Genomic DNA, 26,691 nt, shown 5'->3' with positions numbered 1-26,691 from the left:
GATCGATTCGCCAGGTAGGAGGCTAGATGGCAACGGCCAGAAAAGCGCCGGCTAAGCGCGCGGCGACGCAGCCGCCGATTGCGGCCAAGCGGGCCGGCGCGCGTGCGCCGGCGGTGCACAAGGCGGGCGCGAAGCGCGCGGCGCCGAACGGCGCGGCCAACGGCGCCGCGCACAAGCCGAGCTTGCGCACGGCGGCTGCGAAGTCGGCGCGCGCGAAGGTCGATGGCGAGCGCGTCGCCGACGCATTGCCGCGCGAGGCCGCCGTAACCGCGGCGGAGCCCGCCGCGCGCAAGGCGCGCGTATCGGAGGCAGCCGTGCCCGTGCAGCTCTCCGACGCCGAGACGGTCGCGCGTCCGCCATACTGGGACAAGGCGTGCGCCGATCTCGTCAAGCGCGACCGGATTCTCAAGAAGCTGATCCCGAAGTTCGGTCCCGCGCATCTCGTCAAGCGCGGCGACTCGTTCGTCACGCTCGCGCGCTCGGTGGTCGGCCAGCAGATCTCGGTCGCCGCCGCGCAATCGGTTTGGGTCAAGATCGAGACCGTGTGCCCGAAGCTCGCGCCGCCGCAGATCATCAAGCTCGGCCAGGAAAAGCTGATCGCGTGCGGCCTGTCGAAGCGCAAGTCCGAATATATTCTCGATCTCGCCCGGCACTTCGTGTCGGGCGCGCTTCACGTCGACAAATGGGCGACGATGGACGACGAGGGCGTGATCGCCGAACTCACGCAGATTCGCGGGATCGGCCGCTGGACGGCCGAGATGTTCCTGATCTTCAACCTGTCGCGGCCGGACGTGCTGCCGCTCGACGATCTGGGGCTCATTCGCGCGATCAGCGTCAATTATTTCAGCGGCGAGCCCGTCACGCGCAGCGAGGCGCGCGAGGTGGCGGCGAATTGGGAGCCGTGGCGGACGGTCGCCACCTGGTACATGTGGCGCAGTCTCGATCCGCTGACCGCCGTTAACTGATCAAAGCTATTGCTTTTCGCCAATCGATAGTTGCGGCCCGGTCTTGCGTCCGGCGGGCGCGGTTAGAATACGCGCTGCCGCAAGATTCAAGGATTTCAGACACATGAAGACCACCTTTCTGGATTTCGAACAGCCGATCGCCGAGCTCGAGGCGAAAATCGAGGAACTGCGCTTCGTGCAGGACGATTCGGCTGTCGACATTTCGGAAGAGATCGAGCGGCTGTCGAAAAAGAGCCAGCAGCTCACGAAGGATCTGTACGCGAACCTGACGCCTTGGCAGGTGTCGCAGATCGCGCGCCATCCGCAGCGGCCGTATACGCTCGATTACGTGAGCGAGCTCTTCACCGATTTCCATGAGCTGCACGGCGACCGCGCGTTCGCGGACGACCAGTCGATCGTCGGCGGCCTCGCCCGCTTCAACGGCCATGCGTGCATGGTGATCGGCCACCAGAAAGGCCGCGACACGAAGGAGCGCGCCGCACGCAATTTCGGGATGCCGCGCCCGGAGGGCTATCGGAAGGCGGAGCGCCTGATGCGCGTCGCCGAAAAGTTCGGGCTGCCGATCTTCACGTTCGTCGACACGCCGGGCGCGTATCCGGGCGTCGGCGCGGAAGAGCGCGGCCAGTCGGAGGCGATCGGCCACAATCTGTACGTGATGGCCGAGCTGAAGACGCCGATCATCGCGACGGTGATCGGCGAGGGCGGCTCGGGCGGCGCGCTCGCGATCGCGGTTGCCGATACGGTGACGATGCTGCAGTTCTCGACGTACTCGGTGATCTCGCCGGAAGGGTGCGCGTCGATCCTGTGGAAGAGCGCCGCGAAGGCGCCGGAAGCGGCCGAGGCGCTCGGCCTGACCGCGCATCGGCTGAAGGCGCTCGGCCTCGTCGACAAGATCGTCAACGAGCCGCTCGGCGGCGCGCATCGCGATCCGAAGGGAATGGCCGCGCTGCTGCGCCGCGCGCTCGGCGATTCGCTGCGCCAGTTCCAGGGCATGAGTGTCGATGCGCTGCGCGAGCGCCGCTTCGGACGTCTGATGGCCTACGGCAAGTTCAAGGAAACGACGCCGCGCGCGTGAGCGCCGGGCCGTCGACTCACGAGGCGCGCCGCGCCTTCCCGCCGTGATTCCCCCGCATGAATTTTCCGCCGATCGCGTCGTGCTCGACGCGATCGGCGTCGCATTGTCCACGCTGCCCGACGATGCGCCGATCGCGATCGCGTATAGCGGCGGCCTCGATTCGACCGTGCTGCTGCACGCGGCCGCGCGCGTCGCGGGCGCCGGGCGCTGCATCGCGCTGCATGTTCACCACGGCCTGAGCGCGAACGCCGACGCGTGGCTCGCGCATTGCGCGGAAACGGCGGAAGCGCTCGGCGTGCGGTTCGACGCGGCGCGCGTCGACGTGCCGTGCGCGAGCGGGCAGGGCGTCGAAGCGAGCGCGCGCGAGGTGCGCTATCGCGCGCTCGAGACGATGTGCGCGCGGCACGGCGCGCGCACGCTGTGGCTCGCGCAGCATGCGGACGATCAGGCGGAGACGGTGCTGCTGCAACTGTTGCGCGGCGCGGGCATCGCGGGGCTGGCGGCGATGGCGCCGCAGTACCGGCCGGCGCCTGCCGACGTCGTGCGCGTGCGGCCGCTGCTGCACCTGCTGCGTGCGCAGCTCGAGCGCTACGCGCAGCAGCATGCGCTGCGCTGGATTGACGACGAATCGAATGCGGATACGCGCTATGCGCGCAATGCGCTGCGCGTCGACGTGCTGCCCGCGCTTGCGCCGCACTTTCCGGGCTTTCGCGATGCGCTCGGCCGCACGGCGCAGCATGCGGCGGCGGCCCAGCGTCTGCTCGACGATCTCGCCGCGATCGATCTGCGCGCGGTCGCGCGCGACGACGCTCGCGTGTTGTCGCGTGATGCGCTCGTCGCGCTCGACGACGAGCGCGGCGCGAATCTGCTGCGCTACTGGATGCGCTCGCTCGGGCTGCCGGGCGCGTCGGCCGCGCGCCTTGCCGAGATGATGAAGCAGTTGCGCGCGGCGCGCGACGCGCATGCGCTGCGCGTCGATCATGCGGGATGGCGTCTGCGTCTCTATCGCGACGATGTTCAATGGGAAGCGGGTGACGGCGGCGCATCGCCAGCGGCGCGAACCGCGCGCGCCGCCGCGGCTGACGATGACGCCCGCGACGACGCGGCCGATGCCGCGGGCGCCGCGCGGCGGCCGGAATGCGTGCTCGCGTGGCGGGGGCAGGCGGTGTGGCGCCTGCCTGAATGGCGCGGCACCTTCGTGTTCAGCCCGGCGGCGGCGCACGAGCACGATGCGGTGCCGGAGGCGCTGCTCGCGGCCGCCGACCTGCGCGCCTGCGCGCGCGCGGGCGGCGAGCGGATGCGCACGTGGCGGGGCGGCCCTGGGCGCACGCTGAAGAATCTGTTCCAGGAGCGCGGCGTGCCCGCGTGGCAGCGCGACGTGCCGCTGTTGTACGCGGGCGAGCGGCTGCTGTTCGTGCCGCGCATCGGCGTGAACCGCGCGGTGCACGACGGTGCCGATACGCCGGGTGGCTGGCGGCGCATCGAATGGCGGCCGGACATGCTGATCGCTTGAACGGCGCATCCGGCGCGCATCGCGGCGGATGCGCATCCCGTGTCGGCGGAAAAAGATTGCGATCCGGCCTGCCGACGTCCGCTCGGCTTGTCAAGCAGCCGTCGATCGGGTACGCTCAAGTGTTTGCTCGGCTCGACTTTCGAGCGTTTTGTGCAGGTTTTCCGCGTGACGTACCCGGTTTGCGCGGCCTGATCCGCCTTCTCCGGGCAAATCGCCACGCCCGCGTGCTGCGCCCCAGCCGTTCTTCCCGTCGTCCGTCCACAGCCACAAGCCGCGTGACCGAACGGCACCGCGGTCTGTCCAGTACGCCCGTGCGGCCCTTCTCCAGTTCTGAACGACAATGGCACTCATCGTACATAAATACGGCGGCACTTCGATGGGCTCGGTCGAGCGCATCAAGAACGTCGCGAAACGCGTCGCAAAATGGCATCAGGCCGGACACCAGATGGTGGTCGTGCCTTCCGCGATGTCCGGCGAAACGAACCGTCTGCTCGGTCTCGCGAAAGAGATCTCGAGCCAGCCGAGCCCGCGCGAACTCGACGTGATCGCGTCGACGGGCGAGCAGGTCAGCGTCGGCCTCTTGTCGATCGCGATGCAGGAAATCGGCGTCGAGGCGGTGAGCTACGCCGGCTGGCAGGTGCCCATCAAGACCGACAGCGCGTACACGAAGGCGCGCATTCATTCGATCGACGACGAGCGCGTGCGCCGCGATCTCGAAGCGGGCAAGGTCGTCATCATCACGGGTTTTCAGGGCGTCGATCCGAGCGGCCACATCACGACGCTCGGCCGCGGCGGCTCGGACACGTCGGCGGTCGCGGTCGCGGCGGCGCTCGAGGCGGACGAATGCCTGATCTACACGGACGTCGACGGGGTGTACACGACCGATCCGCGCGTCGTCGAAGAGGCGCGCCGGCTCGATAGCGTGACCTTCGAGGAAATGCTGGAAATGGCGAGCCTCGGCTCGAAGGTGCTGCAGATCCGCTCGGTCGAGTTCGCGGGCAAGTACCGCGTGAAGACGCGCGTGCTGTCGAGCCTCACCGATCCGCAGATTCCGCTCGACGAAGAGATGCGCTCGGGCACCCTGATTACTTTTGAAGAAGACGAGACCATGGAAAAGGCAGTCATTTCCGGCATTGCGTTCCAGCGCGACGAAGCGCGCATTGCGGTGATGGGCGTGCCCGACAAGCCGGGCATCGCATATCAGATCCTCGGCCCCGTCGCGGACGCGAACATCGACGTCGACATGATCATCCAGAACCAGAGCGTCGAAGGGAAAACCGACTTCACGTTCACGGTCGGCCGCGGCGACTACCAGAAGGCGATGGACATCCTGACGAACCAGGTGAAGGGCCACGTGAACGCCGAGCAGGTGCTGGGCGACCCGAAGGTGTCGAAGGTATCGGTGGTCGGCGTCGGGATGCGTTCGCACGTCGGCGTGGCGAGCACGATGTTCCGCACGCTGTCGGAGGAGGGCATCAACATCCAGATGATCTCGACGTCCGAAATCAAGATTTCGGTGCTGATCGACGAGAAATACATGGAATTGGCGGTGCGCGCGCTGCACAAGGCATTCGAACTCGACCAGGCGTGACGAAATTTCCGTGACGCGCTGAACAAAATGCGTCGCGGAAATTGACCTTGGCCCCGTAACCCTATAGAATCTTGGTTTCGTCGCGCTGCCTCCCTGGCGCGAGCGAAGGTTTGGGAGACGTGGCCGAGAGGTCGAAGGCACTCCCCTGCTAAGGGAGCATCTGGGCCAAAACCTGGATCGAGGGTTCGAATCCCTCCGTCTCCGCCAGTAGGCGTCTAAGCAGGATTCTCCGGGATTCTGCGACACACCCCCGAAGCCTTGCAGCAGCAGGGTTTCGGGGGTTTTTATTTTCTTGCTTGGTCCTGCATCAACTCGCACAATCTAGCCATCAAACGGGGGTTGAAACGGGGGTTGGGAATGGCGAGGCAATTACATCGACTGACGGCGCTACAGATCGGGAAACTGGTCGAGCCGGGACACTATCCGGACGGCGGCGGCCTGTATTTCCAGATCACGCAGACCGGCGCTCGATCGTGGATCTTCCGTTATCAATTGTACGGCCGCGAGCGGGCTATGGGGCTCGGTGCCCTCTCGCAGGTTTCACTCGCCGCAGCGCGCGCGGAGGCGGTGAAGTGCCGCGAGCTTCTGAAGGCCAAGATCGACCCGATAGACGCCCGTGACCGCGAGCAGCAGCGACACGCCGCCGAAAGCATTCAAGGTCGTACGTTCCGCGAGGCGGCCGAAGACTACATCGATAAGCAGAAAGGCGGCTGGAAGAGCGCCAAGCATGCGCAACAATGGCGAAACACGCTCGCGACCCATGCTTATCCGGTGATCGGTAAAACCGATGTGCGAGATGTTGACACTTCCATGATCGTCGCGGTGCTGCACAAGATCTGGATCAGCAAACGGGAAACCGCCTCTCGCGTGCGCGGCCGCATCGAATCAATCCTTGACGCCGAGAAGGCGTATGGACGGCGCGAGGGCGAGAATCCCGCGCGCTGGCGCGGCCACCTCGACAAGCTCCTGCCGAAACAGAACAAGCGAAAGAAGGTAAAGCATCATCCGGCTTTGCCCTGGGGCGAACTTCCAGAATTCATTCGCAAGCTTGAGACGCGCGCCGCGCGCTCGGCGCACATGCTGCATCTGCTAATTCTGACATGCGTGCGCACGAATGAGATGCTGCTGGCCCGGCCGGAAGAGTTCGATCTGCGCCGCAAGGTCTGGACGATCCCCGGCGACCGCATGAAGATGGGATTGCCGCTGCGCGTGGCGCTATCTGATAAGGCAGTCGAGCTCGTGCGCGCTGCGCTGCCGGGGGCGAAATACGGCTACCTGTTCCCAGGATTCAAGAAGGATCGTCCGCTATCGAACATGGCGATGCTCAACCTGCTCGACGGCATGGGATACGGCGCCGTGACCGTGCACGGGTTCCGCTCAACGTTTCGGGACTGGGTAGCAGACTGCACCGAGTATCCGGGGGACCTAGCCGAGGCTGCGCTCGCGCATGCCATCGAAAACGAGACGGAGGCGGCATACCGTCGCGGCGATATGCTCGAGCGGCGCCGGACGATGATGGAACACTGGTCGCGGTACTGCGCGGGCGAAATTGCGACCGTTCTGCCGCTCACGCCGGCTCAGGCTCCTGCTCAGTCTGCGGGATGATCGGGAGGGTCTTTCCGGCCTTCTCAGCCAGCCATGCGTCGATATCGCTCTCGATCCAGGCATTGCGGTTCGGCAGGATCTGGAAAGGCTTCGGAAACTTGCCTTCGGCGATCATGCGATAGATCGTCGAGCGTCCCAGGTCGACCTTGTCCACCAGTTTTTCGATTCCGATCGCTTTCATGCCTTGCACTCCATGTCATACAGTTCAAGCTTGATCTTCATCCTACTTCCCCTTCGAACACCAAGTGGCGTTCGGCAAATCTTTCCCGTAATACAGTCTGAAGTGCCCAATCCCTAGCATGCCGAGTAGTGATAAAGCGGCCACCCAAATTCCTAGTGCGGTGAAGATTTTCATTTATGTTCTCCCTCAATAGCAGGGGTGCGTCTGGTCGTCATAGTTGTCATCCCATCGCATTGAGCTCGGCCAAAAAAGCCGCGACGAATTTCTGTTCCTCACTAGTCCACGTCTCCGGTTTTTTCGCGCTGATCCGAAGAAGTCGGTCGCGCAATTCGCCGACTTTATGTTCGGGGCAGAAATGTGCCTGAGCGGGTAGATAGCCGTGAAACCAATCCCATACAGAGGCGGCAGGCGTCATTTTCTCGGGGCAGCGCTTCCCGCAGACCAGACATTTTTCGGGGAATCGCTTATGTGGCGCTCTCTTCTTCACGATCCTTCTCCCTGTCGTTGCGCGAGTGCGTCGAGCAAGTCATCAATAGACTTCTCCTCCTGATTGACCTGATACCGAAGCTCCGCAAGTTGCTGGAGGTTGATTTTCAGAAACGTCCGATACCGCCCCGCATCTTTCTCCGCTGCTTCTAGGCGGTCGCAAATGGCGAGAATGGTTTGCGGATCAAGTGCGGCACCTGCAATAAACGTAGTGAGGATGACTTAACGAGTATTCGTACTCGTGGATCACTCTAGATCCAATGCTCCAATTCTGACACCGTCACCACCCCTGGTTCAGCCAACGAAATCAGTTCGCGATGCACCGCTGTATCTTCACGCAAGAGCCGCCCCAGTTGCGGCAACAATGGGGGCGAGGGTGTATCACGCGATTCACGAGCGTGCTAGGCAGGAAGTAGACCGGCCGCACGATAGCCGTCGATCAATGTGTCGTAAAGGGAGACGTCCGAACGGCTCCTTGCAATGAGCTGTGCGCCAGCTACCGCAGCGAAGATGGCGCGGGCCCGTTGATCACTCCTTTTTGAGTCAACAACCTCCGCCGATGAGAGAGCCTTGCTCAGCCAAGCAATGTGCACCTCAGCGAAGGTTCGGACTTCTTTCATCACTTCATCGGGAAGGTCATCGCTTTCGGCAGCCATGAAACTGCACAAGCAGATCCGATTTGCGTTTTCCAGCGCCTTGCGGAACGTTTCGGGATAGCGGTGCAGGCAGTGCAACGGGTCCGGGGATTCGGCCTGGAGGGCTTCAAGAACCGCTGCCGAGTCCTCCCAATAGCGTCGTGCCACCGCTGCACCGAGGTCGGCCTTGTTTGCGAAGTGGTGATAGATGCTAGCGGGTCTGATACCGACGTCTTCCGCGAGATCCCGAAAATTCAACCCACTGTAGCCGTGGGCCTGAGCAATCTTCGTGGCCGCCGCCAGGATCCGCTCCCTGGAGCCTGTGTTCGATTCGTTCTTCACTTGTACGGTTCTCCGCATCGACGACTCAGTGTTGACAACCCGGATTGTAACGCATATGGTAAACCTAACGAACGTTAGGTAGACAATGTCGTTCGCCACAACACAACCGCGGAAGGAAAGCCAAATGAGTGCTACTGCAACGAGCATCAATGACCATCAATTGTCGACGATGACGATTTATGACTTCCCGCAAGGGCCGTATCCGACGCGTGTTCGCATTGCGTTGGCGGAAAAGAATCTGCAATCGCGAGTGCGTTTCGTGCTGGTCGATCTGTACGCGGGCGAGCACAAGAAGCCCGAATTCATGGCGAGCAAGAATTACTCGGGCACGCTGCCGGTGCTCGAACTCGATGACGGGACCTGCATCGCCGAGTGCACAGCCATCACGGAGTACCTTGATGGACTCGATGGCGTGCCGACGCTGACTGGCATGGCGCCGCTCGAAAAAGGCGTGATCCACATGATGAGCAAGCGTGCCGAATTGGAACTGCTCGATGCGATAAGCGTGTATTTCCATCACGGAACGCCGGGCCTGGGGCCGCAGGTCGAGCTGTACCAGAACCCCGAATGGGGATTCAGGCAGCGCGACAAGGCCCTGCGCGGGATGCATTACTTCGATGCTGTTCTACGAAACCAGCCGTACGTTGCGGGCAACGAATTTTCGATGGCCGACATCACCGTAATCGGCGGCCTGGTCTTCGCTTCTATCGTCAAGCTGCCAGTGCCAGCCGAGTGCACCGCGCTGCTGGCGTGGTACGAAAGAATGCAGGAGCGGCCCAGCGTAAGTACCCAGCCGGCGTTTTCCGCACTGGCGGCCGACTGAAAAAATTTCATTCTTTCAAAGTCAGTATTCCTACCAATCGCCGAAAGATCTGCCTATTTGTTGCGGGGATTCGCGGCAGCGGCACCTCAGCGTCCATACTTTGGAGAATAATTCATGTTCGCATTACCTCAAGCAGTTCAGTCTGTTGGCATTTTCCACGGCCCGTATTACCTCAGCATTGCTGGTAATCTTGTGAAGTCGCAAGATAGCTTTGATGTAATCAACCCGGCTACTGGTGAAGTATTCGCCAAGGCTCCGGCAGCCTCAGCCGAGCAGCTTGAAGAAGCCGTCGCGGCGGCCAGGCATGCGTTCAAAGCCTGGTCTGCGCTTGGCTACGACGGGCGCCAGAAGTACCTCAACGCCTACGCCGATGCACTCGAAGTACATCGGGATGAGCTGTCACGCCTGCTGACCCTTGAACAGGGGAAGCCGCTGAAGACCATGGCGGAGCCGGAGGTCGATCAATCCATCTCGTGGATTCGTCAGATTGCCGCCCGTCGAATTCCGGTCGAGATCGTCGAGGAGACCGAAGAACATATTGTCGAGTTGCACCATACGCCGCTCGGCGTGATCGGCGCCATCACACCGTGGAATTTTCCGGTGCTGCTTGCACTTTGGAAGGTGGCGCCTGCGCTGATTACTGGCAACACCATGGTGATCAAGCCTTCGCCCTTTACTCCCTTATCAGCACACCGACTTCGCTTCGGTCCCAAGGACCGCAGTGGGTCGGCGAAATGCGTCCGCCGAGCAACGCACGGTTAGCGTGCCCAACTTCTGCGATGCAGCAGAGAACGCCAGTTTCGACGGCCTATGGCGCGACGCTGCCGCTGCGGCTCGCGCTGGCGCTGCGCGTCGCGCGCGCGATCGGCGAGCGCGCGCAGTCGAGCCGGCTCGTCAACGCATGCTATCCGGACGCATCGAACGAAGTCCTCGCGCGGCTCGGCCACGACGTGGCGTGCGGCATCGGCAACGTCGCGACGCTGGCCGCGACGTATGCCGCGCAACTGGGCGTCGAGGCGCCGCGGCGGCTGCGGATGCTCGCGCATCATCGGCAAGTCGCGGCGGCCATCGCCGGGCGGAGCCGCCTGCATCCGCCGCGGGTATGGATCGACGGCGCGGCACAGTGCACGCCGGATGCGCTGCCCGACGTGCGGCTGCCGGCCGGCCCATCGCTCGCCGGTCGCTCGATTTTCGCTCGGCCCACACACAGGTCGCGCAAGCGGTGCGGGAAAGCGTCGCGCAGGGGCGCGCGAGCCATGACGCGCTCGTCGCGCTCGATCCCGACTTCGTGTCGCGCGCGCCGCTGGATTGGGCGCGCAGCCATCGGTTTCGGCGGCGGCCCGGGCGCGGCCGATCTGAATCATGGCGTCGCGCGTGCGTGCCGTGCGGTCGCCGCCGACGAAGCCGCGTTTCGCCGCAAGCAGGACGTGTGGCGGGAAGCGGAACAAATGCGGCGGCTTGCGGCGCAGCAACTGGCGGGCGACTGATCTGGCCCGGCGCGTGACGGCTGCGGTCGCCGCCAGGCCTCAGCGATGGCTTGATCGTTTCCGTGCCTGTCGGTAATATACGCTTCGTATATAAACCGTATAAAATCGTGCGATGGGAATAGTCAAGATATCCGACGCGATGCATGAATCGCTGCGTCACGCGAGCGCCGCTCTGAGCCGGTCGATCAACGCGCAGGCGGAGCACTGGCTGCGCATCGGGATGCTCGCGGAATTGCATCCGACACTGACCTACGCGGAGATTTGCCGCCTGTTGATCGAGACTGAAATCCAGGGCGACGAAGCGACGCCGCCCGTCGACGCCGCGAGGAGTGCATGATGGTGCGTTCTCGACAGGTCCCGATCCGCACGCAAGCCGAGATCGCGATGGCGCGCCGCGCCGGCACGATGGCGGCGAAGGTGTTGAGCATGATCGCGCCGCACGTGCGGGCCGGCGTGACGACCAACGAGCTCGACCGGCTATGCCGCGAGTACATCGTCGACGTGCTGCGCGCGCGGCCCGCGAACATCGGCTATCACGGGTATCCGAAGACGATCTGCGCGTCCGTGAACCACGTGGTCTGCCACGGCATTCCGTCCGATCACGCCTTGAAGGACGGCGACATCGTCAATATCGACGTCGCGCTCGAGATGGACGGCTGGTATGGCGACACGAGCCGCATGTACTTCGTCGGCGAGCCGGCCGAGCCGGCGCGGCGTCTCGTCGACGCGACCTGCGAGGCGATGCTGGCGGGCATCGCGGCGGTGCGCCCGGGCGCGACGCTCGGCGACGTCGGCCATGCGATCCAGCGCGTCGCGCATCGCGAGGGCTTCAGCGTCGTGCGCGAGTATTGCGGCCACGGCATCGGCCGCATCTATCACGACGAGCCGCAAGTGCTCCACTACGGACGGCCGGGCACGGGGCTGCGTCTCGCGCCCGGGATGATCTTCACGATCGAGCCGATGCTCAACGCGGGGCGCGCCGAAACGCGGCAGCTCGCCGACGGCTGGACGGTCGTGACGCAGGACCGCTCGTGGTCCGCGCAGTGGGAGCATATGGTCGTCGTGACGGAAGACGGCTTCGACATCCTGACGCCCTGGCCGGATGGCGAGCCCGAGCAGTCGCCGGTCGCGGCGGAGGCCGGCGGCGCGGTCGAGCGGGGCTGAATAGACTGCGCGGGCGATGGTTTGCCCGCGCGCGTCGGGCCGCGATGCGTGCGCCGCGTGACACGTCGTTCTCGCGCGTGTCCGGCACGCCGGCGTTTGCGATGCACGCATGGACGCCGAATCCGGCGCGTGCGATGCGTCCTTCACTTCTTCTGCTGCGTGTCGCCGTCGAACGATCGTATCGTGTACGCGAGCACCGCGCGCAGCACTTCGCCGCGGCGCTCGGGCGTCGCCATCGCGCGCGCGACGAGCACCGCGCCGATCGCCGCGCAGCCGAGCGTCCACGCGGCTTCGTCGTCGTCGAGCGCGCTCGCGAGCGACGCCTGAAAGCGCTTGATCAGGTCTTCGAACATCTTGCGGGTCGCGACGTCGGCGCGCGCGATCTCCGCGCCGAGCGCGGGCACGGGGCAGCCGAGCTCCGGATGATCCGCGTGCGCGGTGCTCAGATAGCTTCGCAATGCGGCGACGAGGTCGTCCTTCGAGCGGTTCTCGACCGTCGCGAGCACCTTCGACATCTCGTGCTCGACGATCGCGTGCAGGAATTCCGGCTTCGAGCGGAATTGCGAATAGAACGCACCCGTCGTCACGCCGGCCGCCGCGGTGAGCGCATCCATGCCGGTGTTCGCGAAGCCGTTCTGCTTTGCAAGCGCGGCGCCCGCCTCGACGAGGCGCGCCCGGCTTGCCTCCTTGTGTTTCGGTGAATAACGCATGTCCGTTCCGTTTTCGAGGCTTTGTTCGATTGACGTCGATGCAAGTATAGAATAACGTCCGTTACGATAACGATCGTTATTCAATATTCACCCTTCCCCGATCCCGGCGGATGCGCCGGCAGATGGAGCGTGCGATGGCAGTCGAAAAAACCGCCTGTATTTTGTGTTCGCGCAATTGCGGCCTCGTCGTCGACGTCGTGGACGGCAAGTTCGCGAAAATCCGCGGCGACGACGATCATCCGGTTTCGAAGGGCTATCTGTGCCAGAAGGCCGCGCGTCTCGCGTACTACCAGCATCATGACGACCGCCTCACGCACCCGCTGCGCCGCGAGCCCGACGGCAGCTTCGTGCGCGTCACGTGGGACGAGGCGCTCGACGACATCGCGCAGCGCCTCGTCGCGCTGCGCGAGCGGCACGGCGGCGACGCGTTCGCGTTCATCGGCGGCGGCGGGCAGGGCAATCACGTCGGCGGCGCGTACAGCCGGCAATTGCTCGCGGCGATGCGAAGCCGCTTTGCGTACAACGCGCTCGGCCAGGAGAAGACCGGCGATTTCTGGCTCAACGGCCGACTGTTCGGCCGTCAGGATTGCCACACGACCGAGGACATCGAGCATGCGGACTACGTGCTCGTCATCGGCGCGAATCCCTATCAGGCGCACGGCATCCCGAACGCGCGCGACACGCTGCGCGAACTGAAGAAGGACCCGGACCGCACGCTCGTCGTCGTCGATCCGCGCCGCTCGGAGACGGCGAAGCTCGCCGATCTGCATCTGCAGGTGCGGCCGGGCGCGGACGCGTATCTGATGAGCGCGATGCTCGCGATCATGCTGCGCGACGATCTGATCGACCGCGAGTTCATCGCGCGGCGCTGCACGGGCTTCGAGTTCGTCGAGCGCGTGCTGCGCGACGTGCCGATCGCCGAATACGCGCGCCGCGCGGACGTGCCGCTCGAGGACATCGAGCGCGTCGCGCGCGGATTCGCGACCGCGCGCGCGGCTTGCCTGCGCATCGATCTCGGCATCCAGCAAACGCTGCACACGACGCTCAACGGCTACCTCGAGAAGCTGCTGTTTCTCGTGACCGGCAATTTCGGCAAGCGCGGCGGCAACAACCTGCATTCGTTCCTGCTGCCCGTCATCGGCCATACCGACGAGCGCGCGAGCAGGAACGGCAAGCCGCTCAAGCGGACCGCGCATCACCGGATGTTTCCGATCGCGGGCATCTATCCGCCGAACATCCTGCCCGACGAGATCGAGCTCGCGGGCGAGAAACGCGTGCGTGCGGCGTTCGTCGACAGCGCGAACCCGGTCGTCACGTATGCCGATTCGAACGCGTACGAGCGCGCGTTCGGCAAGCTGGAGCTGCTCGTCGTGATCGACGTCGCGATGACCGAGACCGCGCGCCTCGCGCACTATGTGCTGCCCGCCGCGTCGCAGTTCGAGAAATGGGAGGCGACGGGCTTCAACCTCGAGTTTCCCGCGAACGCGTTCCATCTGCGTCATCCGCTGCTGCCGCCGCTCGGTGAATCGCTGCCGGAGCCGGAGATCTACACGCGGCTGCTCGAGAAGATGGGCGAGCTGCCGCGCCGCTTCCCGCTGCTCGAGCGCATCGCGCGGCTCGAGCCCCGTGGGTCGAAGCATCTCGCCTACATGGGCGCGCTCGGGATCGCGCTCGCGGCGAACAAGAAGTGGCAGCGTCACGCGGCGTCGATCGTCTATCGAACGCTCGGCCGCGCGCTGCCGAACGACGCGGCGGGGATCGCGCCGCTGCTGCCGCTCACGATGCTGTATGCGCAGCGGCATGACGCGGCCGTGCGCCGCGCGGGATTTCGCGGCAGCCGCGCGACGCTCGGCACGGCGCTCTTTCGCGGGATTCTCGAACGGCGCTCGGGGACGTTGATCAGCGTTCACGAGTTCGATGAAATGTGGCGTTTCATTCGCCATCCGGACGGCCGCGTGCATCTGCACATTCCGGAGATGATCGACGAGTTGCGCGCACTCGAGACGGAGACGCCGCCCGGCGCCGACTATCCGTTCGTGCTGATGGCGGGCGAGCGGCGCGCGTACAACGCGAACCAGATCTATCGCGACCCGACGTGGCGCAAGGTCGATCCGCACGGCTCGCTGCGGATTCATCCGGACGACGCGGCGGCGCTCGGCGTCGCGGACGGCGGCAGGCTCGTGTGCGCGTCGGCGACGGGCAGCATCGAAGTCGTCGCCGAGTTCGACGACAGCGTGCGGCGCGGGATGGTCACGTTGCCGCACGGCTATGGCATGCGCTACAAAGGCGGGCCGCCGATCGGGCCCGAGCTCAATCGTCTGACGTCGGGCGCGCATTGCGATCCGCTGTCGCGCACGCCTTATCACAAGTACGTGCCCGTGCATTTGCGCGTCGTCGATATGCCGGTTGCCGCGCCCGCGACCGCGACCGTCGAAGCCGAGCCGGCTTGATTGCGCGCGCCGCCGCGCGAGGCGGATTTCGTTCGCTTCCGATTTCTCCGCTCGGTGGTCTGCCGCCCCGTTCGCGCGTGCGGGCCGGGCTGCCGTCCGGTTCCCGGTCTTTCCCTTCCGTCTCTCCCGCCTGCCTCTTCCTCCGCGGCGCTCGTGTTGCCGCCTCTTCGCAGCCGCCGCGGGCCCGAATGTAACCAAAAGTTAGCCCGCCGATGCGGCTGCGATGCCGCGCATCAGTTCTTACAAAGTTGAAATATGCGGTGCAGACGGTTCCCGCTATAGTCGAATCCAACGAATCAACCAGAAGGGGAGTCCATGAAAACCTTGCGTGCTGCCTCGCTCGCGGCCGGTCTCGCCGCGCTGCTCGCATCTGGCGCCGCGTTGGCGGGCGTCAGCGTCGGCATCAACGTCGGCGTGCCCGCACCCGTCTACGTCGCTCCGGCGCCCGTTTATGCGCCGCCGCCGCCCCCCGTCGTGTACCAGCCGGCCCCCGTCTATGCGCCGGCGCCCGTCTACGTGCCCGCGCCGTCGATCGTGATCGGCTGGCACGGCGACCGTTACTGGGACGGCCGCCGCTACTGGGGGCGTGACGAGTGGTATCGCCATCGCGGCCGCGATTGGGACCGCGGCGGCCACTGGGACAACGGCCGCCACAACGGCTGGCGCCACTGATTCCGTCGCGTGCCCGCGGCCGGCCACGCGACGGCTGCCGGCCGGCATGCGGCGCGACGGCCGCAGCGCTGGCGCGCTGACTCCTTTACTCTTCGAGGCCAGCCATCCCGCCCACCACCGCGTTGAAGCCCGAGTCGACGTGCATGACTTCGGCCGTGACCCCGCTCGCGAGGTCCGACAGCAGGAACGCGCCCGCGTTGCCGACCTGCTCGATCGTCACGTTGCGCTTGAGCGGCGAGTTGCTTTCGACGAAGTCGAGAATCTTGCCGAAGCTCTTGATGCCGCTCGCCGCGAGCGTCTTGATCGGGCCCGCCGAGATCGCGTTCACGCGCACGCCCTTCGCGCCGAGCGACACCGCGAGATAACGGACGCTCGCTTCGAGCGCCGCCTTCGCGAGGCCCATCGTGTTGTAGTTCGGAATCGCCCGTTCCGCGCCGAGATACGAGAGCGTGAGCAGCGACGCGTCGTCCGACAGCATCGGCAGCGCGGCCTTCGCGAGCGCGGGGAAGCTGTATGCGGAGATGTCGTGCGCGATGCGGAAGTTCTCGCGCGTGAGGCCGTCGAGGAAGTCGCCCGCGATCGCCTCGCGCGGCGCGAAGCCGATCGAGTGGACGAGGCCGTCGAGCGTGTCCCAGTGCGTCTTCAGCGATGCGAAGAGCGCGTCGATCTGCGCGTCGTCGGCGACGTCGCACGGGAACACGAGCTCGCTGCCGAACTCGGCCGCGAACTCGGTGATGCGATCCTTGAAGCGATCGCCGACGTAGGTGAACGCCAGCTCGGCGCCTTCGCGCTTGCACGCCTTGGCGATGCCGTAAGCGATCGAACGGTTCGACAAGAGGCCCGTCAGCAGAATACGTTTACCGTCGAGAAAGCCCATGAATTCTCCTATGTGTGGCGCCCGCGCCCGCACGGTCGGCAGGCGGCGGTTGGCTGCAACCGGTTGCGAATGGGTAGAATTCTCTCACATCGCCATCCTCGAACGACTGCCAACACCCCCATGACGATCGGTTCGCTCCGGGCTCGCCGGCCGCGACCGCCGCGACGCGCGGCGGCATCAGAACAGGCCGCGCAAGCCGCCGCGCCGCAACGGGCGGCCCGCGTGCGCGCCGCGCTCGCGCGTGTCGCGCGCCGCGCGGCGGCAGGCGTCGCGCTCGCGCTTGCCGCGGCGCCGGCGGCGCACGCCGCCTACGCGATCGCGCAGTACGGCGAGCCGAAGTACCCGCCCGGCTTCAGGCATTTCGACTACGTGAATCCCGACGCGCCGAAAGGCGGCACGCTCGTGCTCGCGAATCCGAACCGGCTCACGACGTTCGACAAGTTCAATCCGTTCACGATGCGCGGCAACCCGGCGCCCGGGATCGACCTGCTGTTCGAGAGCCTGACGATGGGCAGCGCCGACGAGCCCGCTTCCGCGTACGGCCTGCTCGCGGACGACATCGCCGTCGCGCCGGACGGGCTGTCGGTCACGTTTCATCTGAATCCGCGCGCGCGCTTCTCGAACGGAGAACCCGTCACCGCAGCGGACGTCAAGCATTCGTTCGACACGCTGAAGAGCCCGAAGGCGGCGCCGCAGTACCCGGCCTACTACGCGGACATCACGCGCGCGGTGATCGTCGATCCGGCGACCGTGCGCTTCGAGTTTCGCAGGAAGAACCGCGAGCTGCCGCTGATCGCGGGCGGCATCCCGGTGTTCTCGCGCAAATGGGGCTTGCGCGCGGACGGCTCGCGCATTGCGTTCGACCAGCTCGCGTTCGAGCAGCCGATCGGCAGCGGCCCGTACCTGATCGAGCGCTACGACAGCGGGCGCACGATCACGTACCGGCGCAATCCCGCTTACTGGGGCGCGGCGCTTGCCGTGCGGATCGGCACGAACAACTTCGAGCGCATCGTCTACAAGCTGTACGGCGATGGCGTCGCGCGGCTCGAGGCGTTCAAGGCGGGCGAATACGACGTGCTCGTCGAATACATCGCGCGCAACTGGGCGCGGCGCGACGTCGGCAAGCGCTTCGACAGCGGCGAACTCGTCAAGCGCGAGTTCCGCCAGCACAACGGCGCGGGGATGCAGGGCTTCTTCATGAACCTGCGGCGGCCGCTGTTCCAGGACGTGCGGGTGCGCCACGCGCTCGATCTCGCGTTCGATTTCGAATGGCTGAACCGGCAGCTCTTCTACGGCGCCTACACGCGTCAGAACAGCTACTTCGCCGATACCGACCTGCAGGCGACGGGCCTGCCGAGCGCGGGCGAGCTCGCGCTGCTGAATCCGTTGCGCGCGCAGCTCGATGCGGCCGTGTTCGGGCCGATGACCGTGCAGCCCGCCACCGATCCGCCCGCGTCGCTGCGCGCGAACCTGCTGAAGGCGCGCGCGCTGCTCGCCGAGGCCGGCTGGACCTACCGCGACGGGGCGCTGCGCAACGCGAAGGGCGAGCCGTTCGTGTTCGAGATCCTCGACGATTCGGGCTCGGCATTCGAGCCGGTGGTCGCCGCGTACATCCGCAATCTCGCGAAGCTCGGGATCGTCGCGAAGTACCGGACGGCCGATTACGCGCTGCTGCAAAAGCGCCTCGACGCATTCGACTACGACATGACGACGGTGCGCTACCCGGGCGTCCAGGTGCCGGGCGCCGAGCAGGTCGCGCGCTTCGCGAGCCGCTACGCGGACGAGCCGGGCTCGGACAACCTGACGGGGCTCAAGTCGCCCGCGGTCGACGCGATCCTGAGGGCGCTCACGCAGGCCGAGACGCGGCAGGAACTGCTCGACGCGACGCACGCGCTCGACCGCGTGCTGATGCACGGCTACTATGCGGTGCCGCAGTGGTACAGCGCGACCCACCGGATCGCGTTCAAGCGCACGCTCGCCTATCCGTCGACGCTGCCGCTGTACTATTCGGCGGAAGGCTGGGTCGCATCGACGTGGTGGGCGAAGCCCGAGCATGGCGCGCCCGCGCGCTAGCCCGGCCGTGCGGGTCGCGCGCCGGCCGAGCCCGGTCGGGCGGCGGCGGCCCGGCTGACCCGCGTGCCGCGCGCGGCTTGGCGCGCGGCGCGAAGTACGATGTGAAGCGCGATGCAACGAGCGGCCCTCCGCCGCCGCGCCGATTGACGAAACCGTTCGAACACCCCCGAATGCGCCTATGTGGAGCTACATCCTCAAACGTCTGCTGCTGATGATCCCGACGCTCGTCGGCGTTTTGACCATCACGTTCGCGGTGATCCAGTTCGTGCCGGGCGGCCCCGTCGAGCAGGCGGTGCAGGAGCTGCGCAAGGGCGCCGAGCGGGGCAGCACGCCGTTCGGGATGCGCTCGTACACGGGCGTCGACGCGCAGCAGCTCGCGCAGCTCAAGGCGCTGTACGGCTTCGACAAGCCGCCCCTCGAGCGCTACTGGCTGATGCTCGAGCGCTTCGCGCGCTTCGATCTCGGCGACAGCTACTTTCACCATCAGAGCGTGTGGTCGCTCGTCGTATCGAAGCTGCCGGTGTCGATCAGCATCGGCGTGTGGACGTTCCTGCTCACGTATCTGATATCGGTGCCGCTCGGCATCGCGAAGGCGGTGCGCAACGGCTCGCCGTTCGATTTCGCGACGAGCCTCGTCGTGCTCGTCGGCTATGCGATTCCGGGCTTCGTGCTCGGCGTGCTGCTGCTCGTGCTGTTCGGCGGCGGCTCGTTCTGGCAGATCTTCCCGCTGCGCGGCCTCACGTCGGACAACTTCGCGCAGCTCACGCTAGCCGGCAAGATCGCCGATTACCTGTGGCACATCGCGCTGCCCATCATCGCGTCGGTCGTCGGCAGCTTCGCGGTGATCACGATGCTCACGAAGAACGCGTTCCTCGACGAGATCCGCAAGCAGTACGTGCTGACCGCGCGCGCGAAGGGGCTCGCCGAGTGCACCGTGCTGGGCAAGCACGTGTTCCGCAATGCACTGCTGCCGCTCGTCGTCGGCTTTCCTGCCGCGTTCATCGGCGCGTTCTTCACGGGCAGCCTGCTGATCGAGACGCTCTTCTCGCTCGACGGGCTCGGCCTTCTGTCGTACGAATCGGTGATCCGGCGCGACTATCCGGTCGTGCTCGGCACGCTGTACGTCTTCACGCTGATCGGGCTCGCGACGAAGCTCGTATCCGATCTCTGCTACGTGTGGGTCGACCCGCGCGTTCAATTCGAGCAACTGGAGCGCTGATTTGAGCCGACTCGCCGTCTCTCCCCGGATCGACGCCGCGCGCGCGCGGGTGTCGCCGTCGCCCGCGCGGCGCGTGTGGCAGCGCTTCAAGGGGCAGCGCCTCGGCTACTGGAGCCTCGTGATCTTCGTGATCGCGTTCGCGGCGAGCCTCGCCGCGCCGCTGTGGTCGAACGACAAGCCGATCGTCGTGCGCTACGACGGCCAGTTCTATTTCCCGCTCTTCAAGAGCTATCCGGAAACGACGTTCGGCGGGGATTTCCCGACGCCCGCCGACTATCTCGATCCGTACGTGCGCGGCAAGCTCGACGCGCCGGGCAACTTCGCGCTGTATCCGCCGAACCGCTATTACTACGACACGCTCAATTACTTCTCGAAGCGCCCGAACCCGGCGCCGCCGTCGCGCGAGAACTGGCTCGGCACCGACGCGCAAGGGCGCGACCTGCTCGCGCGGCTCGTCTACGGCTTTCGCGTGTCGGTGGAGTTCGCGCTGATCCTGACGTTCATCGGCACGCTGCTCGGGATCGCGGCGGGCGCGGTGCAGGGCTTCTTCGGCGGGCGCATCGACATCGTCGGCCAGCGGCTCATCGAAATCTGGAGCTCGATGCCGGAGCTGTATCTGCTGATCATCTTCGCGTCGGTGTTCGAGCCGAGCTTCGTGCTGCTGATCGTGCTGCTGTCGCTGTTCGGCTGGATCGGGCTGTCCGATTACGTGCGCGCGGAGTTCCTGCGCAACCGCACGCAGGACTACGTGCGCGCCGCGCGCGCGATGGGCCTCACGAACTGGCAGATCATCTGGCGCCACGTGCTGCCGAACAGCCTCACGCCCGTCATCACGTTCCTGCCGTTCAGAATGAGCGGCGCGATCCTCGCGCTCACGAGCCTCGACTTCCTCGGGCTTGGCGTGCCGCCGCCGACGCCGAGCCTCGGCGAGCTGCTCGCGCAGGGCAAGGCGAACCTCGACGCGTGGTGGATCTCGCTCGCGACGTTCTGCGTGCTCGTCGCGACGCTCCTGCTGCTGACGTTCATGGGCGACGCGCTGCGCAACGCGCTCGACACGCGGATCGCGGACACGACGCGCGCCGCGGGAGGCCTCCGATGAGCGCCGCGCAAATCGCGGGCGGCGGCGCGGCGCCGTCGCCGCCCGAGCCGCTGCTGTCGATCGAGCGGCTGCAGGTGCGCTTTCGCGACGCGCTAGCCGTCGACGACGTGTCGCTCGCGATCGGCCGCGGCGAACGCGTCGCGCTCGTCGGCGAATCGGGTTCCGGCAAGAGCGTGACCGCGCTGTCGATCCTGCGCCTGCTGCGCGACGCCGACGTGAGCGGCGCGATCCGCTTCGCGGGCGAGAACCTCGCCGACAAGAGCGAGCGCGAGATGCGCGGGCTGCGCGGCGCGGACATTGCGATGATCTTCCAGGAGCCGATGACGGCGCTCAATCCGCTCTTCACGGTCGGCGAGCAGATCGGCGAGACGATCGAGCTGCACGACGGCGTGTCGAAGCGCGACGCGCGCGAGCGGGCGATCGCGCTCCTCGCGCGCACCGGGATCGACCGGCCGCGCGAGCGCGTCGACAGCTACCCGCACCAGTTGTCGGGCGGCCAGCGGCAGCGCGCGATGATCGCGATGGCGCTAGCGTGCCGGCCGCGCCTGTTGCTTGCCGACGAGCCGACGACCGCGCTCGACGTGACGGTCCGCGCGCAGATCGTCGAGCTGCTGCTCGAGCTGCAGCGCGACGCGGCCGCCGAACGCGGGATGGCGGTGCTCCTCATCACGCACGATCTGAATCTCGTGCGGCGCTTCGCCGAGCGGGTCGCGGTGATGGAGAAGGGCAAGCTCGTCGAGTGCGGGCCGGTCGAGCGGATCTTCGATGCGCCCGAGCATCCGTACACGCAGCGTCTGTTGCACAGCCGGCCGCAGCGCACGGTGTCGCCCGTGCTGCCGATCGCGCCCGTCGTGCTCGACGCGCACGGCGTCACCGTGAAGTTCAAGCAGAAGCTGCCGGGCTTCGCGGGCTGGTTTCGCTCGGGGCGCTTCACCGCGGTGTCGGACGCGAGCGTGTCGGTGCGGCAGGGCGAGACGCTCGGGATCGTCGGCGAATCGGGTTCCGGCAAGTCGACGCTCGCGATGGCGCTCCTCGGGCTGCAACAGGTCGCGCACGGCGACATCGAATTCGAGGGCCGCTCGCTCGCGAGCTTTCGCGGGCGCGAGCGCACCGCGCTGCGCGCGAACATGCAGGTGGTATTTCAGGACCCCTTCAGTTCGCTTTCGCCGCGGCAGACGATCGAGCGGATCGTGTCCGAAGGGCTGGCGCTGCATCGCCCGCAGCTCGCGGGCGATGCGCGCCGCGACAAGGTGGTCGCGGTGCTGCGCGAAGTCGGCCTCGACCGCACGGTGCTGCATCGCTATCCGCACGAATTCTCGGGCGGCCAGCGCCAGCGGATCGCGATCGCGCGCGCACTCGTGCTGGCGCCGCGCGTGCTCGTGCTCGACGAGCCGACGAGTGCGCTCGACGTGTCGATCCAGCAGCAAGTGTTGAAGCTGCTGTCGAATTTGCAACGAAAGTACAACCTCGGCTACGTGTTCATCAGCCACGATCTGGAGGTGATCGGCGCGATGGCGCACCGGGTGGCGGTGATGCAGGGCGGGGTGATCGTCGAGACGGGCGACGTCGAGCGGATCTTCACTGATCCGGTGCATCCTTACACGCAAAAACTGCTGAAAGCCGTTCGTTAAGTCTGATGAACCCGAATGGTGCAAGAAGTTTGATTGAAATTATCAATTCCTTTTGACAAACAAATACTTCGTGGCTAGTATCGAGCGAAATTTTTCCGCCAATCGAGCTGATTTTCCAGCGCAAATCCATCGACCAATGCAGCACCGATATCTGACCCAGGCTTGTACGCGCGTCGTCGCCGGGATGTTCATCGGCGTCCTGATCGCTGCAGCTCCCGGCGCGTTCGCCGACGAAGTCAGCAGTTCCAGTCAGAATGCGATCAGTTCGGCTCAATCCGAGCCGGCTTCCTCTTCCCAGAATCCCCAGCAGGTCAGTGCCGCCACGCCCGCGAAGAGCCAGGGTGGTGCAAAGGCGTTCCTGTCGGGCATGGCCGGCAAGGCGGGCGACGTCGTCGTCGGCGCGCTGAACATGATCGGCGTGCGCTACCGCTGGGGCGGCAATACGCCGGATTCGGGCCTCGATTGCAGCGGCTTCGTCCGTTACGTGTTCCAGGACACGCTCGGCATGTCGCTGCCGCGCCGCGCGGAGGAGATGAGCCGCGTAGGCGAGAAGGTGCGCATGAGCGAGCTGAAGCCGGGCGATCTCGTGTTCTTCAACACGATGCGCCGCACGTTCTCGCATGTCGGCATCTATATCGGCGACAACAAGTTCGTGCACTCGCCGTCGACGGGCAGCACGATTCGCGTCGACGATCTCGATAGCGGCTACTGGGAAAAGCGTTTCACCGGCGCGCGCCGGATCGAGACGCAGTTCTCGACGAAACCCGACGATCTGCGCCAGCGCGTGAAGGCGACGATCGGCGACGGCGGCGTCAACGCGAGCGCGAACGGCGGCAACTGAATCGCGCACCGGTTTGCGCCGGCCGATGTCGCGCGCCGAAGCCCCGCTCCTCGATGGAAGCGGGGCTTTGCTTTTGTGGATCGCGTTTTCGATGCGGCGTGACGTTGATGTGGCTCGGCGCGGGCAGGCGTCGGGCGTCAGCCGTCAGGCGGCCGCGGTCGCCGAGTGCGCGGCCGCGAGCTTGCGCTGCAGCTCCGGCATGACTCGCGCGACCGCTTCCTCGCCCGCGAGGATCGCCGCGTTGCGCTGATTGAAGTCGCTGCCGCCCATCGCGGCGAGGTTCGGGCGGATCACGACGTCGGCGTACTTGTCGAGCTCGTAGGTCTTGATCGTCTGGCCCATGATCGTGAACGTCTGCAGCAGCATCTCGATCGGATTGCCGGTCGCCGCGCCGTCGGGGCGCGAGGAGATGTCGACCGCGATCACGAAGTCCGCGCCCATCCTGCGCGCGAACGACGCGGGCACGGGGCTCACGAGCCCGCCGTCGACATACTCGCGATCGCCGATGCGCACCGGCTCGAACACCGAGGGCACGCTGCACGACGCGCGCACCGCGAGCCCCGTGTTGCCGCGCTGAAACAGGATCGGCTGGCCGCTCTTCAGATCGGTCGCGACGATGCCGAGCGGCTTCGCCATCTTCTCGATCGGCCGGTTGTTCAGCGTCTTGTTGATGAAGTTCTGCAGCGCGATGCCTTGCAGCAGGCCGCGCGAGCGGAACGGCGTCGCCCAGTCGCTGATCGATGCTTCGTCCATCGTGAGCGCGAGCTTGTTGATTTGCAGCGCGTTCATCCCCGACGCGTACAGCGCGCCGACGACCGAGCCCGCGCTTGTGCCAGCGACGAGCTCGACCGGAATTCCGCGCGCCTCGAGCGCCTTCAGCACGCCGACGTGCGCGAAGCCGCGCGCCGCGCCGCCGCCGAGCGCGATGCCGATCCTGATCGGCTTCTCGCGCGGCGGCGGGTTGGCGGGCGCGGCGGCGCCCGTCGTCGGCTTCGTGCCGGTCGACGTGCAGGCGGCGAGGGCGGCCGACGCGCAGGCGAGCGTGAACGCGCGGCGGGACAAACGGGGGGACGACATCGGCTCGATCTCCAGCGACGAGCCGCGCGCGGCCTCGATGGACGCGCCGCGCGCGGCGAAATTCCGGCGGCCGCGCCGACGGAGTCGGGCGGCCGTGCGCGGCGCCGGCATGGCGGCCGCGGCGCGCACATCATAAAGCAACTGGCGGCGCGCGCACGAAAGCCGCGCGCGGCGGCGCGATCGTCGGCCGAAAGGACGACGGGCGATTCGGGCGGACATCGGCGAAGATGGTGACGTGCCGGATTCGCGAACGGCTCGCGGGCTGCCTCGGCGCCGGCGCGGCCCTGCTCGGCGCGACGAGGAACCGCGGCGCGCCGAGTATAATTCGTGCTCTTTCCGTTCCGGTCGCGTGCGCACCCGGCAATGCCGTGCGGCGCGCGCCGCCGCGTCGTTTCAATTGATGCGCCGCTTGAGGCGTTCGAGCTATCGTTTATGACCCGTCCTGTACGCACCCGTTTTGCGCCGAGCCCCACCGGCTTCATCCACCTCGGCAACATCCGATCCGCGCTTTATCCGTGGGCGTTCGCCCGCAAGATGAAGGGCACGTTCGTGCTGCGGATCGAGGACACCGACGTCGAGCGTTCGAGCCAGGAGGCGGTCGATGCGATCCTCGAAGGGATGGCGTGGCTCGGCCTCGATTACGACGAAGGTCCGTACTACCAGATGCAGCGAATGGACCGCTATCGCGCAGTGCTCGCGCAGATGCTCGAGAAGGGCCTCGTCTATCCATGCTACATGTCGACCGAAGAGCTCGACGCGTTGCGCGAGCGCCAGCGCGCGGCGGGCGAGAAGCCGCGCTACGACGGCACGTGGCGCCCCGAGCCGGGCAAGGTGCTGCCCGAGCCGCCCGCCGGCGTGAAGCCCGTGCTGCGCTTCCGCAATCCGCTGACGGGCACGGTGGCCTGGGACGACGCGGTGAAAGGCCGCGTCGAGATCTCGAACGAGGAGCTCGACGATCTCGTCGTCGCGCGTCCCGACGGCACGCCGATGTACAACTTCTGCGTCGTCGTCGACGATCTCGACATGGGCATCACGCACGTCATCCGCGGCGACGACCACGTGAACAATACGCCGCGCCAGATCAACATCCTGCGTGCGCTCGGCGGCGAAGTGCCGGTGTACGCCCACCTGCCGACCGTGCTGAACGAGCAGGGCGAGAAGATGAGCAAGCGCCACGGCGCGATGAGCGTGATGGGCTACCGAGATGCCGGCTATCTGCCGGAGGCGGTGCTCAACTATCTCGCGCGCCTCGGCTGGTCGCACGGCGACGCGGAGATCTTCTCGCGCGAGCAGTTCGTCGAATGGTTCGACCTCGAACATCTCGGCAAGTCGCCTGCGCAGTACGACCACGACAAGCTGAACTGGCTGAACAACCACTATATCAAGGAAGCGGACGACGCGCGTCTTGCCGAGCTGTCGAAGCCGTTCTTCGCGGCGCTCGGCATCGACGCCGGCGCGATCGCGCAGGGCCCGGGCCTCGCGGGCGTGATGGCGCTGATGAAGGATCGCGCGTCAACGGTGAAGGAGATCGCGGAGAATTCGGCGATGTTCTACCGCGCGCCGGCGCCTGACGCGGACGCGCTCGCGCAGCACGTGACCGACGCGGTGCGTCCGGCGCTTGCCGAATTCGCGGCGGCGCTGAAGACGGCCGAGTGGACGAAGGAGGCGATCGCGGCCGCGCTGAAGGCCGTGCTCGGCGCGCACAAGCTGAAGATGCCGCAGCTCGCGATGCCGGTGCGCCTGCTCGTTGCGGGCACGACGCACACGCCGTCGATCGATGCGGTGCTGCTGCTGTTCGGCCGCGACGTCGTCGTGTCGCGTCTCGAGGCGGCGCTCGCGTAAGCGCGCGGCAAGTGTGCGACGCCGCGTCGTTCGAGGCAACGAGCCATTCGGAGCCATTCGAATACGCGGGTTCGCAAAAAATTTTGCTCGAGGCGCAAATAGGGTATTTACAAACCTCAAAACGGTCTCTACAATTTCGCTTCTCTGTTGTTCAGCAGTCAACGAGACACGGGGGTATAGCTCAGCTGGGAGAGCGCTTGCATGGCATGCAAGAGGTCAGCGGTTCGATCCCGCTTACCTCCACCAGTTGAACGCAGAGTGAATGAAGTTTGCGAAGCATTGAGTGACAGAAAAATGCTTCACAAACGGAATGAAAGAAGTTAGAATTTCATT

The 26,691-nt window shown here is 66.0% G+C and carries 24 protein-coding genes, 2 tRNA genes and 2 pseudogenes; 21 read left to right on the top strand and 7 right to left on the bottom strand.

Going from position 1 to position 26,691, the window contains the following annotated elements; translation table 11 throughout:
• Nucleotides 1–26 precede the first annotated feature (26 nt).
• The 3 genes from WT16_RS10490 to tilS all read left to right on the top strand — a co-directional run bounded on the left by WT16_RS10490 (nucleotide 27) and on the right by tilS (nucleotide 3,553).
• Entirely contained in the window at nucleotides 27–965 is a 939-nt protein-coding gene (locus tag WT16_RS10490) for a DNA-3-methyladenine glycosylase (protein WP_063533281.1), read from the top strand.
• Between the two features lie 103 nt (nucleotides 966–1,068).
• Nucleotides 1,069–2,040: an acetyl-CoA carboxylase carboxyltransferase subunit alpha gene (locus WT16_RS10485; RefSeq protein WP_015602471.1), complete on the top strand. Its 972-nt coding sequence runs from the start codon at nucleotides 1,069–1,071 to the stop codon at nucleotides 2,038–2,040.
• 43 nt (nucleotides 2,041–2,083) lie between these two features.
• The gene (gene tilS / locus WT16_RS10480) at nucleotides 2,084–3,553 is read left to right on the top strand and encodes a tRNA lysidine(34) synthetase TilS (protein ID WP_059929207.1); all 1,470 of its coding nucleotides are present in this window, start codon (nucleotides 2,084–2,086) and stop codon (nucleotides 3,551–3,553) included.
• Nucleotides 3,554–3,668: 115 nt separating this feature from the next.
• On the opposite strand, the gene WT16_RS30815 is transcribed toward tilS, so the two are convergent.
• Nucleotides 3,669–3,911: a hypothetical protein gene (locus tag WT16_RS30815; RefSeq protein WP_082743508.1), complete on the bottom strand. Its 243-nt coding sequence runs from the start codon at nucleotides 3,909–3,911 to the stop codon at nucleotides 3,669–3,671.
• On the opposite strand from WT16_RS30815, the gene WT16_RS10475 reads away from it, so the two are divergent.
• The 3 genes from WT16_RS10475 to WT16_RS10465 all read left to right on the top strand — a co-directional run bounded on the left by WT16_RS10475 (nucleotide 3,894) and on the right by WT16_RS10465 (nucleotide 6,749).
• Nucleotides 3,894–5,144 carry an aspartate kinase gene (locus WT16_RS10475; protein ID WP_006026005.1) on the top strand — a complete coding sequence of 417 codons (1,251 nt, stop codon included), beginning with the start codon at nucleotides 3,894–3,896 and terminating at the stop codon, nucleotides 5,142–5,144. The genes WT16_RS30815 and WT16_RS10475 overlap by 18 nt on opposite strands.
• Nucleotides 5,145–5,257: 113 nt before the next feature.
• A tRNA-Ser gene (locus WT16_RS10470) sits at nucleotides 5,258–5,351 on the top strand.
• A 150-nt stretch (nucleotides 5,352–5,501) separates the two neighbouring features.
• Nucleotides 5,502–6,749, top strand: a complete 1,248-nt coding sequence (locus WT16_RS10465; RefSeq protein WP_063533280.1) for an integrase arm-type DNA-binding domain-containing protein — start codon at nucleotides 5,502–5,504, stop codon at nucleotides 6,747–6,749.
• Here the strand turns inward: WT16_RS10465 and WT16_RS10460 are convergent.
• From WT16_RS10460 to WT16_RS10455, 3 genes are all read right to left on the bottom strand, one after another.
• Nucleotides 6,712–6,930: an AlpA family phage regulatory protein gene (locus WT16_RS10460; RefSeq protein WP_063533279.1), complete on the bottom strand. Its 219-nt coding sequence runs from the start codon at nucleotides 6,928–6,930 to the stop codon at nucleotides 6,712–6,714. The two genes, WT16_RS10465 and WT16_RS10460, sit on opposite strands and share 38 nt — an antisense overlap.
• 220 nt (nucleotides 6,931–7,150) lie before the next feature.
• A complete protein-coding gene (locus WT16_RS33620; protein ID WP_156521426.1) occupies nucleotides 7,151–7,417 on the bottom strand; it encodes a hypothetical protein in 267 nt (88 codons plus the stop codon).
• Nucleotides 7,418–7,817: 400 nt separating this feature from the next.
• Nucleotides 7,818–8,393: a TetR/AcrR family transcriptional regulator gene (locus WT16_RS10455; protein WP_063533834.1), complete on the bottom strand. Its 576-nt coding sequence runs from the start codon at nucleotides 8,391–8,393 to the stop codon at nucleotides 7,818–7,820.
• A gap of 124 nt (nucleotides 8,394–8,517) precedes the next feature.
• Between WT16_RS10455 and WT16_RS10450 the strand changes: the two genes are divergently transcribed.
• The 6 genes and pseudogenes from WT16_RS10450 (at nucleotide 8,518) to map (ending at nucleotide 11,867) form a co-directional block, all read left to right on the top strand.
• Nucleotides 8,518–9,216 carry a glutathione S-transferase gene (locus WT16_RS10450; RefSeq protein WP_063533278.1) on the top strand — a complete coding sequence of 233 codons (699 nt, stop codon included), beginning with the start codon at nucleotides 8,518–8,520 and terminating at the stop codon, nucleotides 9,214–9,216.
• A 114-nt stretch (nucleotides 9,217–9,330) separates the two neighbouring features.
• The gene (locus tag WT16_RS10445) at nucleotides 9,331–9,978 is read left to right on the top strand and encodes an aldehyde dehydrogenase family protein (protein ID WP_231892052.1); all 648 of its coding nucleotides are present in this window, start codon (nucleotides 9,331–9,333) and stop codon (nucleotides 9,976–9,978) included.
• A 38-nt stretch (nucleotides 9,979–10,016) separates the two neighbouring features.
• Nucleotides 10,017–10,391: pseudogene (locus WT16_RS30810) on the top strand (hypothetical protein); the annotation flags it as partial.
• A pseudogene (locus tag WT16_RS30805) lies at nucleotides 10,391–10,703 on the top strand (argininosuccinate lyase); the annotation flags it as partial. The pseudogenes WT16_RS30810 and WT16_RS30805, both read left to right, overlap by 1 nt.
• A gap of 112 nt (nucleotides 10,704–10,815) precedes the next feature.
• Nucleotides 10,816–11,040 carry a ParD-like family protein gene (locus WT16_RS10435; RefSeq protein ID WP_006026011.1) on the top strand — a complete coding sequence of 75 codons (225 nt, stop codon included), beginning with the start codon at nucleotides 10,816–10,818 and terminating at the stop codon, nucleotides 11,038–11,040.
• Entirely contained in the window at nucleotides 11,040–11,867 is an 828-nt protein-coding gene (gene map / locus WT16_RS10430; protein ID WP_015602094.1) for a type I methionyl aminopeptidase, read from the top strand. The genes WT16_RS10435 and map overlap by 1 nt, the downstream gene beginning before the upstream one ends.
• 143 nt (nucleotides 11,868–12,010) lie before the next feature.
• On the opposite strand, the gene WT16_RS10425 is transcribed toward map, so the two are convergent.
• The gene (locus tag WT16_RS10425) at nucleotides 12,011–12,577 is read right to left on the bottom strand and encodes a TetR/AcrR family transcriptional regulator (protein ID WP_006026013.1); all 567 of its coding nucleotides are present in this window, start codon (nucleotides 12,575–12,577) and stop codon (nucleotides 12,011–12,013) included.
• Nucleotides 12,578–12,687: 110 nt separating this feature from the next.
• On the opposite strand from WT16_RS10425, the gene WT16_RS10420 reads away from it, so the two are divergent.
• A complete protein-coding gene (locus WT16_RS10420) occupies nucleotides 12,688–15,027 on the top strand; it encodes a molybdopterin oxidoreductase family protein (protein ID WP_041861625.1) in 2,340 nt (779 codons plus the stop codon).
• A 315-nt stretch (nucleotides 15,028–15,342) separates the two neighbouring features.
• Entirely contained in the window at nucleotides 15,343–15,699 is a 357-nt protein-coding gene (locus WT16_RS10415) for a hypothetical protein (protein ID WP_006026015.1), read from the top strand.
• 85 nt (nucleotides 15,700–15,784) lie between these two features.
• On the opposite strand, the gene fabI is transcribed toward WT16_RS10415, so the two are convergent.
• Nucleotides 15,785–16,576 carry an enoyl-ACP reductase FabI gene (gene fabI / locus WT16_RS10410; protein WP_015601138.1) on the bottom strand — a complete coding sequence of 264 codons (792 nt, stop codon included), beginning with the start codon at nucleotides 16,574–16,576 and terminating at the stop codon, nucleotides 15,785–15,787.
• A gap of 120 nt (nucleotides 16,577–16,696) precedes the next feature.
• Between fabI and WT16_RS10405 the strand changes: the two genes are divergently transcribed.
• From WT16_RS10405 to WT16_RS10385, 5 genes are all read left to right on the top strand, one after another.
• Complete coding sequence (locus WT16_RS10405; RefSeq protein WP_063533276.1) at nucleotides 16,697–18,649, top strand: extracellular solute-binding protein; 1,953 nt, start codon at nucleotides 16,697–16,699, stop codon at nucleotides 18,647–18,649.
• Between the two features lie 178 nt (nucleotides 18,650–18,827).
• On the top strand, nucleotides 18,828–19,868 hold the full coding sequence (locus WT16_RS10400) for an ABC transporter permease subunit (protein WP_063533275.1): 1,041 nt from the start codon (nucleotides 18,828–18,830) through the stop codon (nucleotides 19,866–19,868).
• Nucleotide 19,869: 1 nt separating this feature from the next.
• Entirely contained in the window at nucleotides 19,870–20,967 is a 1,098-nt protein-coding gene (locus tag WT16_RS10395) for an ABC transporter permease (RefSeq protein WP_006026019.1), read from the top strand.
• Complete coding sequence (locus WT16_RS10390) at nucleotides 20,964–22,598, top strand: dipeptide ABC transporter ATP-binding protein (RefSeq protein WP_063533274.1); 1,635 nt, start codon at nucleotides 20,964–20,966, stop codon at nucleotides 22,596–22,598. The genes WT16_RS10395 and WT16_RS10390 overlap by 4 nt, the downstream gene beginning before the upstream one ends.
• A 136-nt stretch (nucleotides 22,599–22,734) precedes the next feature.
• Nucleotides 22,735–23,439, top strand: coding sequence for a C40 family peptidase (locus WT16_RS10385; RefSeq protein ID WP_006026021.1), 705 nt, complete (start codon nucleotides 22,735–22,737; stop codon nucleotides 23,437–23,439).
• Between the two features lie 144 nt (nucleotides 23,440–23,583).
• Here the strand turns inward: WT16_RS10385 and WT16_RS10380 are convergent, their stop codons facing one another.
• Complete coding sequence (locus WT16_RS10380) at nucleotides 23,584–24,627, bottom strand: patatin-like phospholipase family protein (protein WP_063533833.1); 1,044 nt, start codon at nucleotides 24,625–24,627, stop codon at nucleotides 23,584–23,586.
• A gap of 321 nt (nucleotides 24,628–24,948) precedes the next feature.
• Here WT16_RS10380 and gltX point away from each other — a divergent pair, with 321 nt between their 5' ends.
• Together gltX and WT16_RS10370 are read left to right on the top strand one after the other, a co-directional pair.
• Entirely contained in the window at nucleotides 24,949–26,358 is a 1,410-nt protein-coding gene (gene gltX, locus WT16_RS10375; RefSeq protein WP_063533832.1) for a glutamate--tRNA ligase, read from the top strand.
• Nucleotides 26,359–26,528: 170 nt separating this feature from the next.
• Nucleotides 26,529–26,604, top strand: a tRNA-Ala gene (locus tag WT16_RS10370).
• The last annotated feature ends 87 nt before the right edge of the window (nucleotides 26,605–26,691 follow it).

The organism is Burkholderia sp. MSMB1589WGS (assembly GCF_001636105.1).
Classification (GTDB): domain Bacteria; phylum Pseudomonadota; class Gammaproteobacteria; order Burkholderiales; family Burkholderiaceae; genus Burkholderia; species Burkholderia humptydooensis.
Note: the sequence above shows the minus strand (reverse complement) of the source record. Positions and strands in the feature narration are given on the sequence as shown.

What these genes read in the sequence shown, in the direction of transcription:
- WT16_RS10405 (WP_063533276.1), top strand. Translation starts at nt 16,697, where the DNA reads ATGACGATCGGTTCGCTCCGGGCTCGCCGGCCGCGACCGCCGCGACGC.
- WT16_RS10460 (WP_063533279.1), bottom strand. Translation starts at nt 6,930, where the DNA reads ATGAAAGCGATCGGAATCGAAAAACTGGTGGACAAGGTCGACCTGGGA.
- WT16_RS10425 (WP_006026013.1), bottom strand. Translation starts at nt 12,577, where the DNA reads ATGCGTTATTCACCGAAACACAAGGAGGCAAGCCGGGCGCGCCTCGTC.
- WT16_RS10420 (WP_041861625.1), top strand. Translation starts at nt 12,688, where the DNA reads ATGCGCCGGCAGATGGAGCGTGCGATGGCAGTCGAAAAAACCGCCTGT.
- WT16_RS10475 (WP_006026005.1), top strand. Translation starts at nt 3,894, where the DNA reads ATGGCACTCATCGTACATAAATACGGCGGCACTTCGATGGGCTCGGTC.
- map (WP_015602094.1), top strand. Translation starts at nt 11,040, where the DNA reads ATGGTGCGTTCTCGACAGGTCCCGATCCGCACGCAAGCCGAGATCGCG.
- WT16_RS10415 (WP_006026015.1), top strand. Translation starts at nt 15,343, where the DNA reads ATGAAAACCTTGCGTGCTGCCTCGCTCGCGGCCGGTCTCGCCGCGCTG.
- WT16_RS10385 (WP_006026021.1), top strand. Translation starts at nt 22,735, where the DNA reads ATGCAGCACCGATATCTGACCCAGGCTTGTACGCGCGTCGTCGCCGGG.
- WT16_RS10435 (WP_006026011.1), top strand. Translation starts at nt 10,816, where the DNA reads ATGGGAATAGTCAAGATATCCGACGCGATGCATGAATCGCTGCGTCAC.
- fabI (WP_015601138.1), bottom strand. Translation starts at nt 16,576, where the DNA reads ATGGGCTTTCTCGACGGTAAACGTATTCTGCTGACGGGCCTCTTGTCG.
- WT16_RS10445 (WP_231892052.1), top strand. Translation starts at nt 9,331, where the DNA reads ATGTTCGCATTACCTCAAGCAGTTCAGTCTGTTGGCATTTTCCACGGC.
- WT16_RS10450 (WP_063533278.1), top strand. Translation starts at nt 8,518, where the DNA reads ATGAGTGCTACTGCAACGAGCATCAATGACCATCAATTGTCGACGATG.
- WT16_RS10380 (WP_063533833.1), bottom strand. Translation starts at nt 24,627, where the DNA reads ATGCCGGCGCCGCGCACGGCCGCCCGACTCCGTCGGCGCGGCCGCCGG.
- WT16_RS30815 (WP_082743508.1), bottom strand. Translation starts at nt 3,911, where the DNA reads ATGTACGATGAGTGCCATTGTCGTTCAGAACTGGAGAAGGGCCGCACG.
- WT16_RS10485 (WP_015602471.1), top strand. Translation starts at nt 1,069, where the DNA reads ATGAAGACCACCTTTCTGGATTTCGAACAGCCGATCGCCGAGCTCGAG.
- WT16_RS10490 (WP_063533281.1), top strand. Translation starts at nt 27, where the DNA reads ATGGCAACGGCCAGAAAAGCGCCGGCTAAGCGCGCGGCGACGCAGCCG.
- WT16_RS10400 (WP_063533275.1), top strand. Translation starts at nt 18,828, where the DNA reads ATGTGGAGCTACATCCTCAAACGTCTGCTGCTGATGATCCCGACGCTC.
- WT16_RS10390 (WP_063533274.1), top strand. Translation starts at nt 20,964, where the DNA reads ATGAGCGCCGCGCAAATCGCGGGCGGCGGCGCGGCGCCGTCGCCGCCC.
- WT16_RS10465 (WP_063533280.1), top strand. Translation starts at nt 5,502, where the DNA reads ATGGCGAGGCAATTACATCGACTGACGGCGCTACAGATCGGGAAACTG.
- gltX (WP_063533832.1), top strand. Translation starts at nt 24,949, where the DNA reads ATGACCCGTCCTGTACGCACCCGTTTTGCGCCGAGCCCCACCGGCTTC.